Below are 16,740 nucleotides of genomic sequence, written 5' to 3' on the forward strand. Positions count from 1 at the left end.
AATGGGTGAAAGCGAACAGATCAGCCGCGCGGATCCGCGGCGGCGGATTTCTCAGGCGTGATGGCCTGATTGCCTATGGCCTCGAGGTCCGCCTTCACGCCCTCTTCAGTCTCGTTCGGAATGGTGAAGATTTGCCCCGGCCAGATCAAATCCGGATCGCGAATCTGATCCTGATTGGCAAGATAGATGGTGGTGTAGCGAATGCCGCGGCCATAAACGCGCCGGGAAATCTGCCAGAGCGTATCACCGCGGCGTATGATGACCGCTCCTTCGACCGGCTGAAGCCGCGGTGATGTGACCGCGACGCCACCCTGATCAGAAGGCCGGGCAAAACCACCGGCGGAAGCCGACTGGGTCTGCTCCTCCCGGCTGGCGCTCGATTGAGCGATGGACGACTCGCCAGACACAGCACCCTCATCCGCGCGGCTGGATGCAGACTGCGCGGCTGCGTTGCCCCCGGCGGCCGGCTGCTCATCAGCGAAAGCGTCAGCCTGCGTAGCGCCATCAACGGCTTGAGCTCCGGAGGATTCGCGATCTTCCCGGTTGTCCTCCTGAGCATCTCCGCCGCCCGCTTGCGGCATGTCATCCGCCTGACGCGGCATCGCCGCGGGCGCAACCGCCGCGATCTGCTCGCCCTCGGGCCGCTCGAAGGGAACCGCCGCGCGCGCAACCACCGTCACGCCGTCATCAGCAAGCACATCGGCACGGATGATATAGTCTCCCACGGGCAGATCCCGTTCGGCCTCTACGAGGAAGCGCCCCTCAGGTGAGACCCGCGTCTGGTCAAGCAGGATGTCATTGGCATAGACGCGCAGCAGACGGCCGGGTTCGGCCCTGCCGGCCACGAAGACCTCCCGCCCGTCAATCTCGACCGCCTCGATAAAGGGCAGGTTATTCGACGGCTGCGGCTGGGCAGCCTGACCAGCCGCATCGGTTTCGGCGCGCGCGACCACGCCAGGCGCCTCATTAGCCGGCTGGTCCGGAGCGGAAGACACGGCTTGGCCGGAGGCTCCATCGCCCGGTGCCGCCTCCGGCGCTTCGACGATTTCAGGAACTTCGCGCCTGGCGTCCTCCGCCGAGGCGATGTCTTTCGGCTTACCTGAATCGGTCCGGTCCGCCGTTTCTGCGGCATCATCCTGTGCGCCTAGCGCTTCCGCCACGTGTGAACCGGCTTCGTCGTGAGTTTCAGGTTCGGCCGGCTTCCCGGACGCTGCCGGCGCGGATTCGTTCTCCGTCTGCGCGGGGCCTTTTCCAGGAAGGTTCGGCACCGAGATCAGGCGGCTCGGCTCACCAGGCTGCTGCACGAGCGCCACCACCTCGCTACTCCCGGCCGAGGGAATGGAGACGATAGCGGTTTCCATGGATGTTGCGACCACGTTGTCCGGCGCAGTGGCGCGCAGCACGATGTCGTGCTCGCCGGGCTTAAGCGGCTTGTCAAGAATGGCCGCGAAATCTCCAGTCGGTCCCGCCTTGGTTGTGGCAAGCACGGTCGCTCCGCTCAGGATCTCCACCTCCGCGTCGGGTGCGGCGGCACCCGCTACGACGAGCGATCCATCCGGTTCGGCACGCAGGAGATGGAAAGAGGGGACAACCACCTGTTGTTTCGCAGCTTCGTTCGCCTGTGTAGCTTGCTCCGAGGCAGCCGGTCCGGTCTCAGGCTTTTCGCTCTCTGCTCCCTCTCCGGAAGGCACACGGGCCTGTGTCGCTGCAGCTTCAGGCGCGGCGGTGGCCCCACCCGAACCAGCCTGCCGATCGGCGGCCGGATCAGGCGTTCCAGCAAAGTAATAGGCCGCTCCGCCGGCGATCACGGCGCCGAGGAGGAAAAGCAGAATTCTATATGGAGTGGTCGCCATAAAAGCGGTCCCTCAATCCCTTGGACAGCTCTATCCGTTTTTGGAGCAACGGACAAGGAAAAGCCCGCAAAACGCCTTGGCAGCATGCGGGTTGCGTCGGTTTGGCGGCGATGCCCTATGGCTCCTTTGGCGCTCTTCATCGCTCGCCCCTGTTCCAGAGCGTGCGCAGCATCGGCCAGGTGTAGATCGCGAGCGCCAGCCAGATCAGCGCGAAGGCCAACAGGCGCTCGCTGCCGAACGGCTCCCGGAAGACGAAGACGGCGATCAGAAAGATCAGCGTCGGCGCGACATACTGCATGATCCCGATCGTGACATAACGCAGCAATTTGGCACCAAAAGCGTATAAAATCAAAGGGATAGCGGTAACCGGACCGCAGCCGACCAGGAGCCACACATCGCGGGGCTGCGACAACCGGAAGTGCCCGTCGCCTGCCCACTGCAGCCAGAGAATATAGACAAGGGCCGGCACGCTGATAATCAGAACTTCCAGGAAAAAGCCCTGACTGGGACCTATGGGCAGGGTCTTCCGCAAAAAGCCGTAGACGGCGAAAGAGACGGCCAGCATTAGCGAAACCCAGGGCAATCCGCCCGCCTCCACCGTCAAAACCACAACGCCAGCGGCGGCGAAACCTATGGCCAAAAGTTGTATGCGGCTCAGCCTTTCGCGTAGCAGAACCGCACCCATGCAGACTGAGACCAGAGGATTGATGTAGTAGCCGAGCGCGGCCTCCACCGTTTGCTCCGCCGCAATCGCCCAAACGTATGTGGCCCAGTTCGCCGAAATGATAGCGGCCGTCAATGCGGCCATGGCGAGCGTGCGCAGTGAGCGAAAGGCGCGCCTGATATCGGCGGTACGGCGGAGGGAAAGGAGCACGAGACCGGCGACCGGTACCGACCACAGCACGCGATGCGCCACCACCTCGGCGGGCGGTATGTGGGCGACTGCCTTCATGTAAATCGGCAGAACACCCCACAGCAGATAAGCCGAAAGCGCATAAAGGAAGCCGCGCGCGGACTCCTCCTCCGCCCGGGATTCGGGAACGGTGTCAGCCATGGTCTATTCGGCCGCGAGGCCCTTCCTTTCCCGGTTCTTCACCAGCTTGTAGACGATGGAGTCCATCAGAGCCTGGAAAGATGCGTCGATGATGTTGTCTGAAACGCCGACGGTCCACCAACGTTCGCCGGTCGAATCGTTCGATTCGATGAGCACGCGGGTGACCGCCTCGGTACCGCCATTGAGAATGCGTACCTTGTAATCCGCCAGCGCCAGATCGGCAAGTTCGGCTTGATATTTGCCAAGGTCCTTCCTGAGCGCGATGTCAAGCGCATTGACGGGCCCATGGCCTTCGGCCACGGAAAGCCGCTGTTCACCATCAATGGTGATCCGCACCACGGCCTCCGAAACGGTCTTCAGGTTGCCCCGCGCATCGAAGCGGCGCTCGACCATGCAGCGGAATCCGTCGACCTTGAAGAACTCCGGCACGCTGCCAAGGATGCGCCGGGCGAGCAACTCGAAGCTGGCATCGGCCCCCTCATAGGCATAGCCCATGGCCTCGCGCTCCTTGACGATGGCGATCAGCCGGTCGAGCCGCGGGTCCGTCTTCTCCACGGCAATACCGCGCCGCTTAAGTTCGACAATGAAGTTGGACTTGCCGCCCTGATCGGACACCATGACACGACGCGTATTGCCCACGGCCTCCGGCTCCACGTGCTCATAGGTCTGCGGATCCTTCAGGATGGCCGAGGCGTGAATGCCCGCCTTGGTGGCAAAGGCGGAGGAGCCCACATAGGGCGCCTGCGGATTAGGCGCGCGGTTCAAGAGCTCATCGAACGCATGCGCAACGCGTGTGAGGCTGGCGAGCCTTTCCCGCGTGATGCCGGTGGTGAAGCGATCCGCATAGGCCGGCTTCAGCATGAGGGTCGGGATGATGGTGATCAGGTTGGCATTGCCGCAGCGCTCGCCAATGCCGTTTAGCGTGCCCTGGATCTGGCGCGCGCCCGCATCGATCGCCGCAAGCGAATTGGCCACCGCCTGGCCGGTATCGTCATGCGCGTGAATGCCGAGATGGCTCCCGGGAATGCCGGCGGTGATCACGGCGGAGACGATGTCGCGCACCTCGCCCGGCTGAGTGCCGCCATTAGTATCGCACAGAACAACCCAGCGGCAGCCCGCCTGATAGGCTGTCCGGGCACAGGCAAGCGCATAATCCGGATTGGCCTTGTAGCCGTCGAAAAAGTGCTCGCAGTCGAGCATCACTTCCTTACCAGCGGCGAGTGCCGCCGCCACGGAAGCGCGGATGCCTTCCAGATTCTCCTCGTTGGTGGTGCCAAGCGCCACCCGTACCTGATAGTCCCAGCTCTTCGCGACGAAGCAGATGGCGTCGCTCTGCGACTGCAGGAGCGCGGCAAGCCCCGGATCGTTGGATGCCGATATCCCTGCCCGCTTGGTCATGCCGAAGGCGACGAAGGTGGCGTTGGTTGTGCGCTTTCTGGAAAAGAACGCCGTGTCCGTTGGATTGGCGCCCGGATAGCCGCCTTCCACATAGTCCAGGCCCAGGTCGTCCAGTAGGCGTGCGATGACGATCTTGTCCTCTACCGAGAAATCGACGCCCGGCGTCTGCTGTCCGTCGCGCAGCGTCGTGTCGAAGAGATAGATGCGCTCGCGGCTCATCGCACGCCCTCCGGTGGCCACCGGTCCGTGTCGTGATCTGGATGCTGGCGGCTCGAACGGCGGATATCGGCCAGAAGCTCAGGCGCGCTGCCGTCCTCCGTCGTGGCCCCGGGCAGACCGGCAAGCTCCGCGAACCAGGGCATGCGCGCTTCCGTACCGTACTGGTTAGCGGGCTTGACGCGCTCGGGATGGTCCAGCGAGCCGAGCGCGATGCTGATGTGGCCTGCCTTCAGGTTGCGGTAGGTGAGCGGCGTGCCGCAATCGCGGCAGAAACCGCGCTCGACCGGATCAGAACTGCGGAAAATGGCGATCGTGCCGCGCGTGACCTCGAAATCCTCCAGCGGCACACCCGCAAGCGGTGCGAAGTAGGAACCGAACGCCTTCTGGCACATTCGGCAGTGGCAGATGTGAGGGTTGTGCGGCTCCCGGTGCAAAGCATAGCGCACCGCCCCGCATTGGCAGCCGCCTGTGATCGGCTCGCTCTTCATTGTCTGTCCTCCGGAGGCCAGATTTCCGTGTCGTGATCCGGATGCTGATAGGAGATGAGATCGGCGAGATAGCTCGCGTCCGAGAGATCATCCATCGTCTCCCGGGCAGGCAGTTCATGCAGGCTGTCGAAGTAAGGCAGCTTCGCCTCCACGCCCCACTGGATCCGCGGTGCGAGCTCTTCCGGATGATCGAAAGCCCCAATGGCAAGCGCGAAGCCGTCGCCGCCGTCCTCAGGTGCCTCGAATGTCAGCGGCGTGCCGCATTCGGCGCAGAAGCCGCGCCGCACATGATTGGAGGACTGAAAGCGTTTCGGCTCGCCGCGGGTCCATTCGAACTTCGCGTGGCCCACCGACACAAGCGGGGCATAGAAGTTCCCGAACGCCTTCTGGCACATCCGGCAGTGACAGATTGAAGGCCGGCCGAGCGCGCCTTCGATACGGAAACGCACCGCCCCGCACTGGCAGCCGCCGGTGTAGACAGGTTCGTTGTCGAGGCTCATGGCAAACTCCTTTCAGCCTCACTCCGGCGCGTGACAGACGGCCTCGACGTTGTTGCCGTCCGGATCGAAGACGAAGGCGCCGTAATAGTTCGGGTGGTAGTGCGGCCTCAGCCCCGGCGCACCGTTATCCCGCCCGCCGGCGGCAAGCGCGGCCGTGTAAAAGGCATCCACCTCCGCCCGGGAGCGGGCGGTGAAAGCGACATGCTTCGGCTCGCCGGAGATGCCCGTTTCGTGCAGCCAGTAGACGGGCCTGTCGCGGCCGTAGCCGCCGACCTTCACGCCGCCCGTATACTCGGCAGGCACCATCATGAGAAGCTTGGCGCCCAGCGGCGCGAGCGCCCTGTCATAGAACGCCTTGGCCCGCTCGAAATCCGCGACCTTGATGCCGATGTGGTCGATCATGAGACTACCCCTCCCGAAAAGTTGCGTTGCACGCCGTGACCTCGGCCGGAAGGCCGGCGACGAAGACGATGTGAAGGCTGGCAGCACATGTTGCCACCGGGCTCACCGCTTCACCTCCCACTTCGTCCTGCGCTCGCCTGTTTCCGGGTCCTTGTAGTCCATGAGCTGGACGCCCTGTCCCGACAGCTTGTCACGGATGGCGTCCGCCGCGGCAAAATTCTTTTCGCGGATGAAGGCGAGGCGCGCGGCAATCCTCTCCTCGATGGCGGCGGGATCGACCGCTGCGCTCGCCGCCTTGGCCGAGAACCACTCCTCTTCCGTTTTCTGAAGGATGCCGAGCAGTTCCCCGCTTGCCTTCAAGCGCCGCCGGACCTCCTTATCGCCCTTGGCCGTTTCGGCGCGCAGCTCATGCAGAGCGGCAATGGCGCCAGTGGTGTTAAGATCGTCCTGCAGCGCACGCAGCATATCGGAGGAAATGTCGCTCCCCTCGGCCTGCACATCGCCTATTGCCCGGTACCAGCCATCCAGAACGGTTTCAGCCTCTTCCAGCTTGCGCACGGAAAAATCGAGCGGTTCGCGGTAGTGCGTCATGAGCATGGCAAGCCGCAGCACTTCCCCGGGCCACGACCGGCCACCGAACTTCTCCGTATGCAAGAGCTCGTGAATCGTGACGAAATTGCCCTCGGATTTCGCCATCTTGCGGCCCTCCACCTGGAGGAAGCCATTGTGCATCCAGTATTTCGCCATCACCGGCGTGCCATGGGCACAGCGCGATTGCGCAATCTCATTCTCGTGATGCGGAAAGATGAGATCGAGCCCGCCGCCATGGATGTCGAAGATCTCCCCCAGATAGGCCGCCGACATGGCCGAACATTCGATGTGCCAGCCGGGCCGGCCGCGGATCGTGATCTCCCTGCCTTCGACCACGAAGCGGCCTTCCCAGCCTGGCTCCTGCGCCGAAGATTCCTTCCACAGCACAAAATCGGAAGGGTTCTTCTTGTGCGGATCGACGGCCACGCGCGCGCCAGCCTGCTGGTCTTCCAGCCTGCGTTTGGAGAGTTCTCCGTAGTCCGGCATCGAAGCCGTGTCGAACAGGATTTCGCCTTTTGCGACATAGGCATGGCCGCGGTCGATGAGAGTCTGAATCAGGCTCACCATGTCCGTCTTTCCGTCCGCGCGCGGCAGCACGAACTCCGTCGCGCGCGGCTCGGCCGTTGGTTTCAAACAGCCGAGCGCTTCCACATCGGCGTGGAACTGGCGGGCGGTTGTCTCGGTGACCTTGCGGATGGCCTCGTTCAGCGTCAACCGACCAGCTTCGATCTCTCCACCGAAATCGCGTAAGGCGCGGGCGTTGATCTTGTCGTCCACGTCCGTGATGTTGCGTACATAGGTTACGTGCTCGGCGCCGTAGAGATGGCGCAGCAGGCGGAACAGCACGTCGAAGACGATCACCGGCCGCGCATTGCCGATATGAGCGAAGTCGTAGACAGTCGGCCCGCACACATACATGCGCACATTGCCGGCATCGAGAGGGACGAAATCCTCCTGGCGCCGCGTCAGCGTGTTATAGACCCTGAGCCCCCTGAATGCTTCGGACATGGCCTTTATTCCGTCTCAAAATGCACATGGCTCGCTCCGGCCTGCTGGCCAGGGCGTTTTTCGTATTCGGGATTGAAATGAGCGAAAACGACCGGACCAGCGAGGAAGCGCTAGCCGATAATGCAAATGCCGATAATGGCGTACAGCGTTTTCATGGCGGCTCTTATCGCCTTCGCGGCGGGCGCCGTCAAGCGCGATTTCGGACAGCCCCTCATTTTACCCCGGGCGACATGATGAAGGAAAGTTTTAAGCCTGTTCGCGCATTTTAGGGACCCGTTCCTGGCCTCAGGCGTTCGGGACATGATTTCGACCGATTTCGCAAACCAAGTGAGCGACAGAAAAGGCAGCAAAAGTCAGGCATGTATCATGTACCCGGAAGACAGCACACAGAGCCCAGCGCGGCAGGAACGGGAGCGAGCTGAACCGGAACTCGTTCGGGAGTACCGGCGGGTAGGCCCAGCTGCCATCAACGCGGCGCTTCTGTGCAGGCCCAAGAAAAAGGAAGAACCCAAGCGGTCATACGAGCCGCATGAGGAGATTTAGGCCCAGCACGGCCATCACGAGGCCAATAAGCGTGTCGAGAACACGCCAAGAGGCGGGCCGCGCAAAAAGCGGCTCCAGAAGCCGGGCTCCATATCCCAGGCCGAAGAACCAGAGGAACGACGCCGAGATGGCGCCGATGGCGAAGCTCGTGCGGGCAGCCCCTTCATAGGCGCCCGACAGGGAGCCGACCAGAAGCACCGTGTCCAGATAGACGTGCGGGTTGAGGAAGGTGAAGGCCAGGCACGCGCCGACCGCAGCCTTGAACCCCGCAGGCCCGGATTTGGCGGCATGAAGCGCATCGGGATGAGTGGCTCGCCGGAAGGCGGTGAAGGCGTAGGTGAAAAGGAAAATCGCGCCTCCCACCGTCACTGCGGTAATCAGTGCGGGCGAGCGGGAGACCAGCGTGCCGAGCCCCGCGACACCCGCCGAGATCAAAAGCGCGTCGGACAGGGAGCAGATCAGGCACAGGATGAAGACGTGCTGGCGCAGAAGCCCCTGGCGTAGAATGAAGGCATTCTGCGCTCCGATTGCGATGATCAGCGAACCGCCAAGAAAGAGACCGGACAGGAACGGAGAATAAAGCGCCTCACCCATGGGTGCGGATTTGCCCGAGAGCGTCGGCAGATGCAACAGCAGGAATTGGCAATCGCCGCCAGGCTATCAAGGCTTTCTCACTCAGAACAATTGCAACTGCTCAGCCGCGCTCTCCGCCGGCCTGTCCTGCGCCGGCTCGGCCCGCTCCTGAATCTCCGGCCCTAAATTGGCAACGCTGTTCACGCGATCGGAGACCGGAATCGCCTCGAAGAAGCCGGGTTCCGCCGAGCGCAGCAGATCGGCCACGTCGCGCGGCTCGCTGCGCACGCAATCGAGCCAGCGGGAAAAGTGCTCGGGCGGGATGACCACTGGCATGCGCGAGTGGATCGCGGCAAGATCGTCCGATGCCTCTGTGGTGAGAATCGCGCCGGTGCCGATCTCGCTGCCGCCGGGCTCCATCCATGTCTCCATCAGTCCCGCGAAGGCGATCAGCCCGCCGCTTTTGGGCCGCAGCCAATAGGGCTGCGCGCGGCCCTTGCCCTCGCGCCGCCACTCATAAAAGCCTGAGGCTGGCACCAGCGTGCGACGATGGCGCATGGCCGCGCGGAACGCGGCCTTCTGCGCCGCCGTTTCACTGCGTGCATTGATGAGCAGCGGCATGTCCTTCGGGTCTTTTGCCCAAGCTGGAAGAAGACCCCAGCGCACGAGCAGCGCCTGCCGCTCCGGCAGGTTGGAACCCGACGGCTGGCGCGGCCCGGCAGCTATCATCAGGATGGGCTGTGTCGGCGAAATATTGAAGCGCGGCGGAAAATCCTCCACATCCATGATGTCAAACAGGGCCGCCACATCTTTCGGCGTGCTCGTCAGCGCAAAGCGTCCGCACATGCTCCATTTCCCGATGCTGATTCCACGAGATGGCGTTGCCACGCCGAAGCCGGGCGGTAGAGTAGAGACCATGACTCAGGATGCAACAGGGCCAGGCGTTATCCACGCCGTTTCGGTGGCGGTGCTTTGCGACGGGCGTTTTCTTCTCGTCCGACGGGGGCGCGCGCCGACGCGCGGACAGTTCGCCTTTCCCGGCGGACGGGTCGAGGCGGGCGAAGCGGCCGAACAGGCGGCCCGGCGTGAGCTTTTCGAGGAAACCGGCTTGGAGGCAGCGGACCTTGCGCCCGCGGCCGAAGTCACCCTCGAGGGCGATGACAGGCGGCTATACCGGCTGGAGGTTTTTCGCGCGGACAGCGTCCAGGGCACGCTGCGGGCGGGCGATGATGCGGATCACGCAGGCTGGTATACGCTCGAGGAAATGCGCTCCCTGCCCGTCACAAAAAGCACGCTGGAGGTCGCCGAGACCGTAGCCTGCACAGCGGTTTCGTCATGATTCCGCGCTCCAGCGGCAATTCCGCAAAACCGGAACCGGTGAGGCGGCGCGGGTCCCTTCTCGCAGCAACCTTGACTTGGCTGGTCCTAACGTCTTCCCAGGCCACCGCCCAGGCGCCCTACGACCCGCAACTCATGCGTCTGGCCGAGATCCTCGGCTCCGTCCATTTCCTGCGTACCTTATGCGGCGAAAAGGACGGCCTCTGGCGCGCCCAGATGGAAGCTCTTCTAGAGGCGGAAGCGCCATCGGAAGAGCGCCGGGCGAGGCTGATCGCGAGCTTCAACCATGGCTACCGCTCCTTCGCCGCGGTCTATTCGAACTGTACACCGCATGCTCTCGCCGCGATCGACCGCTACATGAAGGAAGGCGAGGCCCTTTCCCGCGAAATCGTCCGGCGCTACGGCGACTGAACGGCTGCCGGGCTCAGCCTCACCGCCCTTCACCATTCGTTCACCATGCCCGCCAGGTGTCGCCGTGCCGTCGTATTTTTCGTGCTACTTCTCAAGAGGGGACGAATTGGACGCGGCGCAGTTTCCGCCGCACGCCGAAGACGGGTGAGCTTTCATGCATGTGACTGTCGCTGATCTGGAAGCGCTGATCGAGGAGGAAAAGCGCACCACTTGTGCCGAGTGCCATAGCGCCGCTTGGGCCGAAGGGCTTCACGCAGGCATCGAGCCCGAAATAATCGCCGAGGCCGCCCTTACCACCGCCCTGACCGAGCTGGGCAAGAGAGGCGGCGAGGAAGCGCTGATGGCGCTCCTGGAACGTATGCGCGAACGCGCGCTTGCTGGAGATTTTCTCCCGGCCCGCACCCGTCATTGAGCCCGCCGCCGCCTTCGGCTATCTGTAGAATTGTATGCCGCCGCTGATGGCAGCACCCGATTCTCCGAAGGTAGGCGATGCCGATCCGTTCCCTCCCCGAGACATTCAAGGGGCCCGGCCTGACTATCACCGCCGTCATGCTGGCCTGGGCGGGACTTACCGGCTCGGCTCCGGACGCGCTGGCGTTGAGCGACACCCCGTCCGGCCAGGCTCTTGTCGGACAGAACGGCGAAGGCTCAATGGAGCGTACTCCCCTGCCCGATCCATCGGCGGCCGATCCCTCGGGTGGATGGCCTGGGGGCGAGGCCATGCGCCACGATCCGGACGGTCCGGTACCAGAAGTTCTTTACGATTTCGACCTGTTGCCCGAGCCGGTGGCGAGGATGCGGCGACTCATCATCGAAGCCTGCCGCAGCGGCGACCTGGAAAGGCTGCGACCGCTGATCGGGGAAGGGCCAAACGCGACCCAGCTCACTCTTGGGCCTCTCGAGGGTAACCCTATCGATTTCTTGCGCGAGAGCTCGGGCGATGAAGACGGCCAGGAAATTCTGGCGATTCTGCTCGAAGTGATGGAAGCCGGGTTTGTGCATCTCAACCCAGGCACCGAACGGGAGCTCTACGTCTGGCCCTATTTCTTTGCCGTGCCGCTGGAGGAGCTGACGGCCAGCCAGCGCGTCGAGCTGTTCAAGCTGGTGACGGCGGGCGACTACGAGGAAATGAAGAGTTTCGGCGCCTACATCTTTTACCGCGCGGCCATCACGCCGGAAGGGCGCTGGGTCTATTTCGTGGCGGGCGATTGAGCCGCGGCGGCTCTTGCCGCTTGAGGCGAAGGCGCTTACCTACGGCTCGGGGAACGCCGACCGGATTCAAGTCTTGCCATGCCCGCAATCCAGCTTACCGACCGCACAGTCATCCTCGCCGCAGGCCCCGACGCCCGATCGTTTCTGCAGAATATCGTCACCACGGATATTTCGGCACTGGCCGAGGGAGAGGTTCGCCCGGGCGCGCTGCTTTCGCCGCAGGGCAAGATCGTGTTCGATTTTGTCATTTCCCGCGCGGGGGAAGACACCTTCCGGCTCGACTGCCGAAGGGACATTGCAGAGGCTTTCCTCAAGCGCCTGATGCTCTACCGGCTTCGCGCGAAGGTGGAACTTTCGCTTCGGGAAGAAGCACTTATAGCCGTATCATGGGACAATGATTCAACGGCTTCACAAAATGATTCAACGCTCCTCGACCGGCGCTTTCCGGAGATGCTCGGAGTACTGCGCCACTATGGGAAGGCTGTGGCGGAAGAGTGCGACATTGGGCTCTGGCACCGCCTTCGTATCGAGCATGGCGTTGCCGAAGGCGGCTGGGATTACGCATTCGGCGATGCCTTTCCGCATGACGTGCTGTTCGACCAGAACGGCGGCGTGGGGCTGGCGAAGGGCTGCTATGTGGGACAAGAGGTCGTCTCGCGCATGCACCATCGAGGCACGGCACGCAGGCGGCTGGTGATCGTCGAGGGGGAAGCTCCCCTGCCCGCCCCAGGCATGGAAGTGACGGCGGAGGGCCGCACCATCGGCGCGCTCGGCTCGGTTTCCGACAGGATCGGACTGGCTATCGTGCGTATTGACCGCGCGGCGGAGGCGAATGCCGCTGGAACACCGATCCTTGCTGGAGGAGTTAAGCTCTCGCTGCGGCCGCCCGCCTACGCCCGTTTTTCGCTGACGGAATCCGGCGGCAAGGAAGGCACGGCCTGATGGCTGGGGCCAAGCCACCGCGCGCCTGGCAGCGCATGCTTTCGGGCCGCCGGCTCGACCTGCTCGATCCCTCTCCGCTGGATATCGAAATTTCCGACATTGCCCACGGGCTTGCCCGTGTCGCGCGCTGGAACGGGCAGACCGCAGGCGACCACGCCTTTTCCGTCGCCCAGCATTCACTCATTGTGGAACGCATCTTCCGCATGATGAACGGCGACGTCTCGGCGGACTGGCTGCTGGCTGCCCTTCTGCACGATGCGCCTGAATATGTGATCGGCGACATGATTTCGCCTTTCAAGGCCACACTCGGCGATGACTACCGCTCGGTCGAACAGCGTCTGCAGCGCGCCATTCATCTGCGTTTCGGCCTACCTGCGGACCTGCCAGCCGAACTCAAGCGCGCGATCAAGCAGGCGGACCGTGTTGCCGCCTATTTCGAGGCCACTGAGTTGGCGGGCTTCGGCCATGGAGAGGCGGCGCGCTTCTTCGGCCGGCCGCGCGGGGTTTCGGCCGATGCGCTGATGCTCGACCCGCAGCCCGTTCGTGCCGCACAGAACGCATATCTGTCGCGATTTGAGGCAATCGAGCGGAGCCGGTACAAAGCCGAGGGCCGATGAAGGTAGCCACTCAGGAATTGAATTTGAGGGGCATGCCCATAGCGACCCAATCCTTCATCTCATCAATCCGCTCTCGTGTCGGCAACCGGAGCCTCTTTTTCCGAATGACCTTCGGAGATTTTCTTCTCTGTCATCCAGCCTTGAAAAGCCATGTATAAGGAAACGAGCTTGCCTCGAGGAGAGGCGCATATTCTTCATCGAATGGGCAATTTACGGAAACGATTTATCGAATGGAGCCGCCGGGGGCATTACGCTTTCGGAGGATGGGTATAGCGCCCGTAGGAGCTCCGTTCTCTGTTCCTTCCGTCCCGCCCATGAATGTACAGCTCCACGCCCTCCCGGCGAGCCCGCTCACGCGCTACGTCAATAGCTTCCTGCTGCGTGGCATATGTTCCGCTCGCTCGCGATGCACCGGCAGTTCTTGACACTCCACCTGCCGCCGCTGGGCACCACGTGTTGTCCCTTTTTCGACATCGATTACGCCTTTTATTGCCTTGTACGAGCACCGATCCGGTCAGAAAAGAATACCACCTATCGCCCCTGCCGCTCCAGCCGGTCGATGAACCATCGGGTAAGCCTTACCCAGACCTCGTCCTTTTCGCCCGCATCCTCGCAGCCATGGTCGAGATTGGGGTTGTCGTTCACCTCGATGACGTGAACGCCTTCCGGCGTCTCCTTCAGATCCACTCCATAGAGCCCATCACCGATACAGCGGGCCGCGCGCACGGCGATATCGATTACCTCAGGCGGGGTTTCGGCGAGGCTGAACACGCGGAAACCGCCCTCTTGAGGCTTTCCGCGGCGCTCGTGATTGACAATCTGCCAGTGCTTCTTGGCCATCAGATATTGCACTGAGAAAAGCGGTTCGCCGCCCAGCACGCCGATGCGCCAGTCGAACTCTGTCGGCAGATATTTCTGAGCGATCAGCAGGTCCGAATCCTCAAGCCACTTGGCGGCAAGTGCCTGAAGCTCGGCGAGATTGGCGGCCTTCTTCACCCCGCGCGAAAATGCACTGTCGGGAATTTTGAGCACGAGCGGAAAGCCCAGGCTGTCGGCTGCCGCCTCCAGATCCTGAGGCCCCGTGATCATCACCGTCGGCGGCACGGGCACGCCATTATGAAGCATTAGCTCATTGAGATAGACCTTGTTGGTGCACCGGATCATCGACAGTGGATCGTCGATGACGGGCATGCCCTCCTGCTGGGCACGGCGGGCGAACCGGTAAGTGTGGTTGGAGATCGATGTCGTCTCTCGGATGAAAAGCGCGTCGTAATTGGCGAGCTTCGCCAGATCCTTCTTCGTGATGGGCTCGACCTCCACGCCCATCTTCTCCGCGATGCGGGACCAGTGCTTGAGGGAGCCCACAGTCGAGGGCGGGAGTTCCTCATGCGGATCGATAAGCGTGGCAAACGTATAGCGCGCGGGCGTGCGCGCCCTGGAGTCGCGCCACTGGCGGCTGGTATAGGTGTCGAGGCTCGCCAGGAACCGCGCCTTCTCGTCAGGCTTCATACGGTTGAGAGGCAGGAAGCCGATTTTCCTGATCGTCGCCCACTCGCCGTCCGCGATCGACACCTCCAGGGCCGGCGCGCGGAACCAGTCAAACAGCAGCCGGGCGAAGCGATCCCAGGCCCTGGACGGGCCGATACCAAAGAAGACAGTTACCGTGGAGGGAAAACTGCCGCCCACATCCTTGCGGCAGCGGTTGAGCGCCTGCTCCAGCTCCGGCAGCGCATTTTCATAGAGCTTGCGGCCGGACAGATCTATCATCGTCTCAACCGTGGGGATCACCTTGTGCCCGCGCGAGCTAGCAAGAAGCGAGGCATAGTAGCCGCGGCTCTGATAGCCGTAATTGTTCGACAGATTGATGATCTTCGGCCGCTGGCCGCGGAAGAGCGCCGGATGGGTAAGGTAATCGCGGCTGGTGATGATCTTGTGCGGCGTTGCCACCTGATCGAGATCGCCCGGCCTGCCGGTGAGAATGACCCAGCTCATTGGTTCCTCGATAGATCCTTCTGAAAGCGCAGCGCCGCGGAGCCATCTTCGTAATAGGCTTCACGGCGCCCGATACGGCGGTATCCGGCGCGCTGATAGAGGCCGATGGCGCGCGCATTGTCCTCGCGCACCTCAAGACGAAGGATAGGGCAGCCGCGCGAAAAGGACGCCTCCTCAGCGGCCGAAAGCAGCCGCTGCCCCACACCGGCCTTCTCATGCGCAGGATTGACGGCCAGCGAATAAAGCCGGGCGACTCGGCTGCGCGCCCGGAACAGAATCAAGGCATATCCCAGGATGACATCATTGCCGTTGGCGACCAGCAGACCGGCGCTAAGGTTGCAAACATGGCGACGAAAGGAGCGGCGTGAAATGCGGTCCGAACCGAAGACGCTGTTCTCGATGGATACAAGCGCATCGATGTCGGAGACACGAGCCGGACGAATGTCGGCGGGCATTTGGGTCGGGATCACCTCGGATCAGGACCCGGAGTCATATCACTACCGTATAGGACTTCCAGCGGGAAAATAGGATGCCCTCCGGGCCGCGCGAACCGAGCGCGGAAAAGCAGGACCTTGTACCGCCGCGGGTTCCGGGTATTCCTAAAGGCCCGATTAGGACTTAGCGTTCACAATCAACGCCAGTTGAAGAACATGAGGGCTGGATGGAGACCTTTATATATCCGGACGACGTGTTGACGACAGCCGGCAGGTTGTGGATCGAGGTCGTGGACTTTGCCATCGCCTATTCTTTCTCTGTCCTGGGCGCGATCATTCTTATCATTGCCGGCTTCATCGTGGCCGGGGCGCTGCAGCGATGGACCTACCGTGGGCTTGGTCGCTTCCCCTCCTTCGACGAGACGTTGCGACGGTTTCTTTCGAAGGTCATCCGATACTCCGTTCTCGTTCTGGTCGGTGTCACGGTCCTCGCGCAGTTCGGTGTGCAGACGGCGAGCATCATTGCCGCCCTCGGCGCGGTAGGCCTCGCCATCGGCCTTGCCCTGCAGGGCACATTGCAGAACATCGCCGCCGGCATCATGCTGCTCGTGCTCAAGCCCTTTCGCGTGGGCGAATATATTGACGCCGGCGGAATCGCAGGAACCGTGCAGGAGATCGGGCTTTTCGCCACGGAGCTCACCACGTTCGACGGGGTTTACGTGCTTACGCCCAACAGCGAGCTGTGGAACCGGGCAGTGACCAACTATTCCCGCAACCCGACCCGCCGTCATGACCTGGCGATCCGGATTGGCTTTGAGGACGATATCAACCGTGCATGCGACATTCTGATGGAGCTGGCCCTGGCCGACAAGCGGGTGCTAGCCGTACCCGCGCCGGAAACCATGGTGACGGAGATCCGAGATAGCGACGTCATCGTCAATCTGCGCTACTGGACAGCGGCCTCGGATTACTGGTCGGTACGCTTCGCCCTCAACAAGGCGGCCAAACTGGCCTTCGACAAAAACGGGATCACCATTCCCTATCCGCAGCACAGTGTTCACTACACCCCGCGGGATGCGTCATCGGCCCCGGCGAAGTAGTTTAACGATGCCCGCAGCGTTCCCGCAGCCTCGGCGGAAGCATCAAAATTATTGAATGATTCGCT

Annotated in this window: 20 protein-coding genes; 8 read left to right on the forward strand and 12 right to left on the reverse strand. The window is 62.6% G+C overall.

Annotated elements, in window-relative coordinates:
- Window positions 1-20 precede the first annotated feature (20 nt).
- The 7 genes from NYR54_RS11410 to cysS form a co-directional block, all read right to left on the reverse strand.
- A complete protein-coding gene (locus NYR54_RS11410; RefSeq protein WP_261515778.1) occupies window positions 21-1,853 on the reverse strand; it encodes a LysM peptidoglycan-binding domain-containing protein in 1,833 nt (610 codons plus the stop codon).
- A gap of 136 nt (window positions 1,854-1,989) precedes the next feature.
- On the reverse strand, window positions 1,990-2,907 hold the full coding sequence (rarD, locus tag NYR54_RS11415; protein WP_261515779.1) for an EamA family transporter RarD: 918 nt from the start codon (window positions 2,905-2,907) through the stop codon (window positions 1,990-1,992).
- A gap of 3 nt (window positions 2,908-2,910) precedes the next feature.
- Entirely contained in the window at window positions 2,911-4,524 is a 1,614-nt protein-coding gene (cimA, locus tag NYR54_RS11420; RefSeq protein ID WP_261515780.1) for a citramalate synthase, read from the reverse strand.
- Window positions 4,521-5,012, reverse strand: a complete 492-nt coding sequence (locus NYR54_RS11425; protein ID WP_261515781.1) for a GFA family protein — start codon at window positions 5,010-5,012, stop codon at window positions 4,521-4,523. The genes cimA and NYR54_RS11425 overlap by 4 nt, the downstream gene beginning before the upstream one ends.
- Window positions 5,009-5,512, reverse strand: a complete 504-nt coding sequence (locus NYR54_RS11430) for a GFA family protein (RefSeq protein WP_261515782.1) — start codon at window positions 5,510-5,512, stop codon at window positions 5,009-5,011. The genes NYR54_RS11425 and NYR54_RS11430 overlap by 4 nt, the downstream gene beginning before the upstream one ends.
- A gap of 18 nt (window positions 5,513-5,530) precedes the next feature.
- A complete protein-coding gene (locus tag NYR54_RS11435) occupies window positions 5,531-5,914 on the reverse strand; it encodes a VOC family protein (protein ID WP_261515783.1) in 384 nt (127 codons plus the stop codon).
- A gap of 102 nt (window positions 5,915-6,016) precedes the next feature.
- Window positions 6,017-7,513, reverse strand: a complete 1,497-nt coding sequence (gene cysS / locus NYR54_RS11440; protein WP_261515784.1) for a cysteine--tRNA ligase — start codon at window positions 7,511-7,513, stop codon at window positions 6,017-6,019.
- Window positions 7,514-7,539: 26 nt separating this feature from the next.
- Here cysS and NYR54_RS11445 point away from each other — a divergent pair, with 26 nt between their 5' ends.
- Window positions 7,540-7,782 carry a hypothetical protein gene (locus NYR54_RS11445; RefSeq protein WP_261515785.1) on the forward strand — a complete coding sequence of 81 codons (243 nt, stop codon included), beginning with the start codon at window positions 7,540-7,542 and terminating at the stop codon, window positions 7,780-7,782.
- A gap of 247 nt (window positions 7,783-8,029) precedes the next feature.
- On the opposite strand, the gene NYR54_RS11450 is transcribed toward NYR54_RS11445, so the two are convergent.
- Complete coding sequence (locus NYR54_RS11450; RefSeq protein ID WP_261515786.1) at window positions 8,030-8,650, reverse strand: LysE/ArgO family amino acid transporter; 621 nt, start codon at window positions 8,648-8,650, stop codon at window positions 8,030-8,032.
- 81 nt (window positions 8,651-8,731) lie between these two features.
- Window positions 8,732-9,475, reverse strand: coding sequence for an SOS response-associated peptidase (locus NYR54_RS11455; RefSeq protein WP_261515787.1), 744 nt, complete (start codon window positions 9,473-9,475; stop codon window positions 8,732-8,734).
- A gap of 70 nt (window positions 9,476-9,545) precedes the next feature.
- Here NYR54_RS11455 and NYR54_RS11460 point away from each other — a divergent pair, with 70 nt between their 5' ends.
- The 6 genes from NYR54_RS11460 to NYR54_RS11485 all read left to right on the forward strand — a co-directional run bounded on the left by NYR54_RS11460 (window position 9,546) and on the right by NYR54_RS11485 (window position 13,149).
- Window positions 9,546-9,968 carry an NUDIX hydrolase gene (locus tag NYR54_RS11460; protein ID WP_261515788.1) on the forward strand — a complete coding sequence of 141 codons (423 nt, stop codon included), beginning with the start codon at window positions 9,546-9,548 and terminating at the stop codon, window positions 9,966-9,968.
- Window positions 9,965-10,378: a TIGR02301 family protein gene (locus NYR54_RS11465; protein WP_423738607.1), complete on the forward strand. Its 414-nt coding sequence runs from the start codon at window positions 9,965-9,967 to the stop codon at window positions 10,376-10,378. Before NYR54_RS11460 ends, NYR54_RS11465 begins: the two co-directional genes overlap by 4 nt.
- 154 nt (window positions 10,379-10,532) lie before the next feature.
- The gene (locus NYR54_RS11470) at window positions 10,533-10,790 is read left to right on the forward strand and encodes a hypothetical protein (RefSeq protein WP_261515790.1); all 258 of its coding nucleotides are present in this window, start codon (window positions 10,533-10,535) and stop codon (window positions 10,788-10,790) included.
- A gap of 77 nt (window positions 10,791-10,867) precedes the next feature.
- A complete protein-coding gene (locus tag NYR54_RS11475) occupies window positions 10,868-11,590 on the forward strand; it encodes a cytoplasmic protein (RefSeq protein WP_261515791.1) in 723 nt (240 codons plus the stop codon).
- A gap of 78 nt (window positions 11,591-11,668) precedes the next feature.
- Window positions 11,669-12,532 carry a CAF17-like 4Fe-4S cluster assembly/insertion protein YgfZ gene (gene ygfZ / locus NYR54_RS11480; RefSeq protein ID WP_261515792.1) on the forward strand — a complete coding sequence of 288 codons (864 nt, stop codon included), beginning with the start codon at window positions 11,669-11,671 and terminating at the stop codon, window positions 12,530-12,532.
- Entirely contained in the window at window positions 12,532-13,149 is a 618-nt protein-coding gene (locus NYR54_RS11485) for an HD family hydrolase (protein ID WP_261515793.1), read from the forward strand. The genes ygfZ and NYR54_RS11485 overlap by 1 nt, the downstream gene beginning before the upstream one ends.
- 248 nt (window positions 13,150-13,397) lie before the next feature.
- Here the strand turns inward: NYR54_RS11485 and NYR54_RS11490 are convergent, their stop codons facing one another.
- The 3 genes from NYR54_RS11490 to NYR54_RS11500 are packed head-to-tail and all read right to left on the reverse strand — an operon-like array spanning window position 13,398 to window position 15,596.
- Entirely contained in the window at window positions 13,398-13,655 is a 258-nt protein-coding gene (locus tag NYR54_RS11490) for a DUF2188 domain-containing protein (RefSeq protein ID WP_341484300.1), read from the reverse strand.
- A gap of 25 nt (window positions 13,656-13,680) precedes the next feature.
- Window positions 13,681-15,141, reverse strand: a complete 1,461-nt coding sequence (locus NYR54_RS11495) for a RimK family protein (protein ID WP_261515794.1) — start codon at window positions 15,139-15,141, stop codon at window positions 13,681-13,683.
- Window positions 15,138-15,596, reverse strand: a complete 459-nt coding sequence (locus NYR54_RS11500; protein WP_261515795.1) for a GNAT family N-acetyltransferase — start codon at window positions 15,594-15,596, stop codon at window positions 15,138-15,140. The genes NYR54_RS11495 and NYR54_RS11500 overlap by 4 nt, the downstream gene beginning before the upstream one ends.
- Window positions 15,597-15,802: 206 nt before the next feature.
- Between NYR54_RS11500 and NYR54_RS11505 the strand changes: the two genes are divergently transcribed.
- Window positions 15,803-16,675 (forward strand): mechanosensitive ion channel family protein, encoded by an 873-nt coding sequence (locus NYR54_RS11505; protein WP_261515796.1) that lies wholly within the window; start codon window positions 15,803-15,805, stop codon window positions 16,673-16,675.
- Window positions 16,676-16,740 lie beyond the last annotated feature (65 nt).

Source organism: Chelativorans petroleitrophicus, from assembly GCF_025398195.1.
Lineage (GTDB): Bacteria > Pseudomonadota > Alphaproteobacteria > Rhizobiales > Rhizobiaceae > Chelativorans > Chelativorans petroleitrophicus.

Excerpts from the sequence above, each read along its gene's own strand:
- ygfZ (WP_261515792.1), top strand. The coding sequence starts at position 11,669 with ATGCCCGCAATCCAGCTTACCGACCGCACAGTCATCCTCGCCGCAGGC.
- cimA (WP_261515780.1), bottom strand. The coding sequence starts at position 4,524 with ATGAGCCGCGAGCGCATCTATCTCTTCGACACGACGCTGCGCGACGGA.
- NYR54_RS11465 (WP_423738607.1), top strand. The coding sequence starts at position 9,965 with ATGATTCCGCGCTCCAGCGGCAATTCCGCAAAACCGGAACCGGTGAGG.
- NYR54_RS11455 (WP_261515787.1), bottom strand. The coding sequence starts at position 9,475 with ATGTGCGGACGCTTTGCGCTGACGAGCACGCCGAAAGATGTGGCGGCC.
- NYR54_RS11450 (WP_261515786.1), bottom strand. The coding sequence starts at position 8,650 with ATGGGTGAGGCGCTTTATTCTCCGTTCCTGTCCGGTCTCTTTCTTGGC.
- NYR54_RS11445 (WP_261515785.1), top strand. The coding sequence starts at position 7,540 with ATGGCTCGCTCCGGCCTGCTGGCCAGGGCGTTTTTCGTATTCGGGATT.
- rarD (WP_261515779.1), bottom strand. The coding sequence starts at position 2,907 with ATGGCTGACACCGTTCCCGAATCCCGGGCGGAGGAGGAGTCCGCGCGC.
- NYR54_RS11430 (WP_261515782.1), bottom strand. The coding sequence starts at position 5,512 with ATGAGCCTCGACAACGAACCTGTCTACACCGGCGGCTGCCAGTGCGGG.
- NYR54_RS11500 (WP_261515795.1), bottom strand. The coding sequence starts at position 15,596 with ATGCCCGCCGACATTCGTCCGGCTCGTGTCTCCGACATCGATGCGCTT.
- NYR54_RS11435 (WP_261515783.1), bottom strand. The coding sequence starts at position 5,914 with ATGATCGACCACATCGGCATCAAGGTCGCGGATTTCGAGCGGGCCAAG.
- NYR54_RS11505 (WP_261515796.1), top strand. The coding sequence starts at position 15,803 with ATGGAGACCTTTATATATCCGGACGACGTGTTGACGACAGCCGGCAGG.
- NYR54_RS11485 (WP_261515793.1), top strand. The coding sequence starts at position 12,532 with ATGGCTGGGGCCAAGCCACCGCGCGCCTGGCAGCGCATGCTTTCGGGC.
- NYR54_RS11460 (WP_261515788.1), top strand. The coding sequence starts at position 9,546 with ATGACTCAGGATGCAACAGGGCCAGGCGTTATCCACGCCGTTTCGGTG.
- NYR54_RS11470 (WP_261515790.1), top strand. The coding sequence starts at position 10,533 with ATGCATGTGACTGTCGCTGATCTGGAAGCGCTGATCGAGGAGGAAAAG.
- NYR54_RS11475 (WP_261515791.1), top strand. The coding sequence starts at position 10,868 with ATGCCGATCCGTTCCCTCCCCGAGACATTCAAGGGGCCCGGCCTGACT.
- cysS (WP_261515784.1), bottom strand. The coding sequence starts at position 7,513 with ATGTCCGAAGCATTCAGGGGGCTCAGGGTCTATAACACGCTGACGCGG.
- NYR54_RS11425 (WP_261515781.1), bottom strand. The coding sequence starts at position 5,012 with ATGAAGAGCGAGCCGATCACAGGCGGCTGCCAATGCGGGGCGGTGCGC.
- NYR54_RS11495 (WP_261515794.1), bottom strand. The coding sequence starts at position 15,141 with ATGAGCTGGGTCATTCTCACCGGCAGGCCGGGCGATCTCGATCAGGTG.
- NYR54_RS11410 (WP_261515778.1), bottom strand. The coding sequence starts at position 1,853 with ATGGCGACCACTCCATATAGAATTCTGCTTTTCCTCCTCGGCGCCGTG.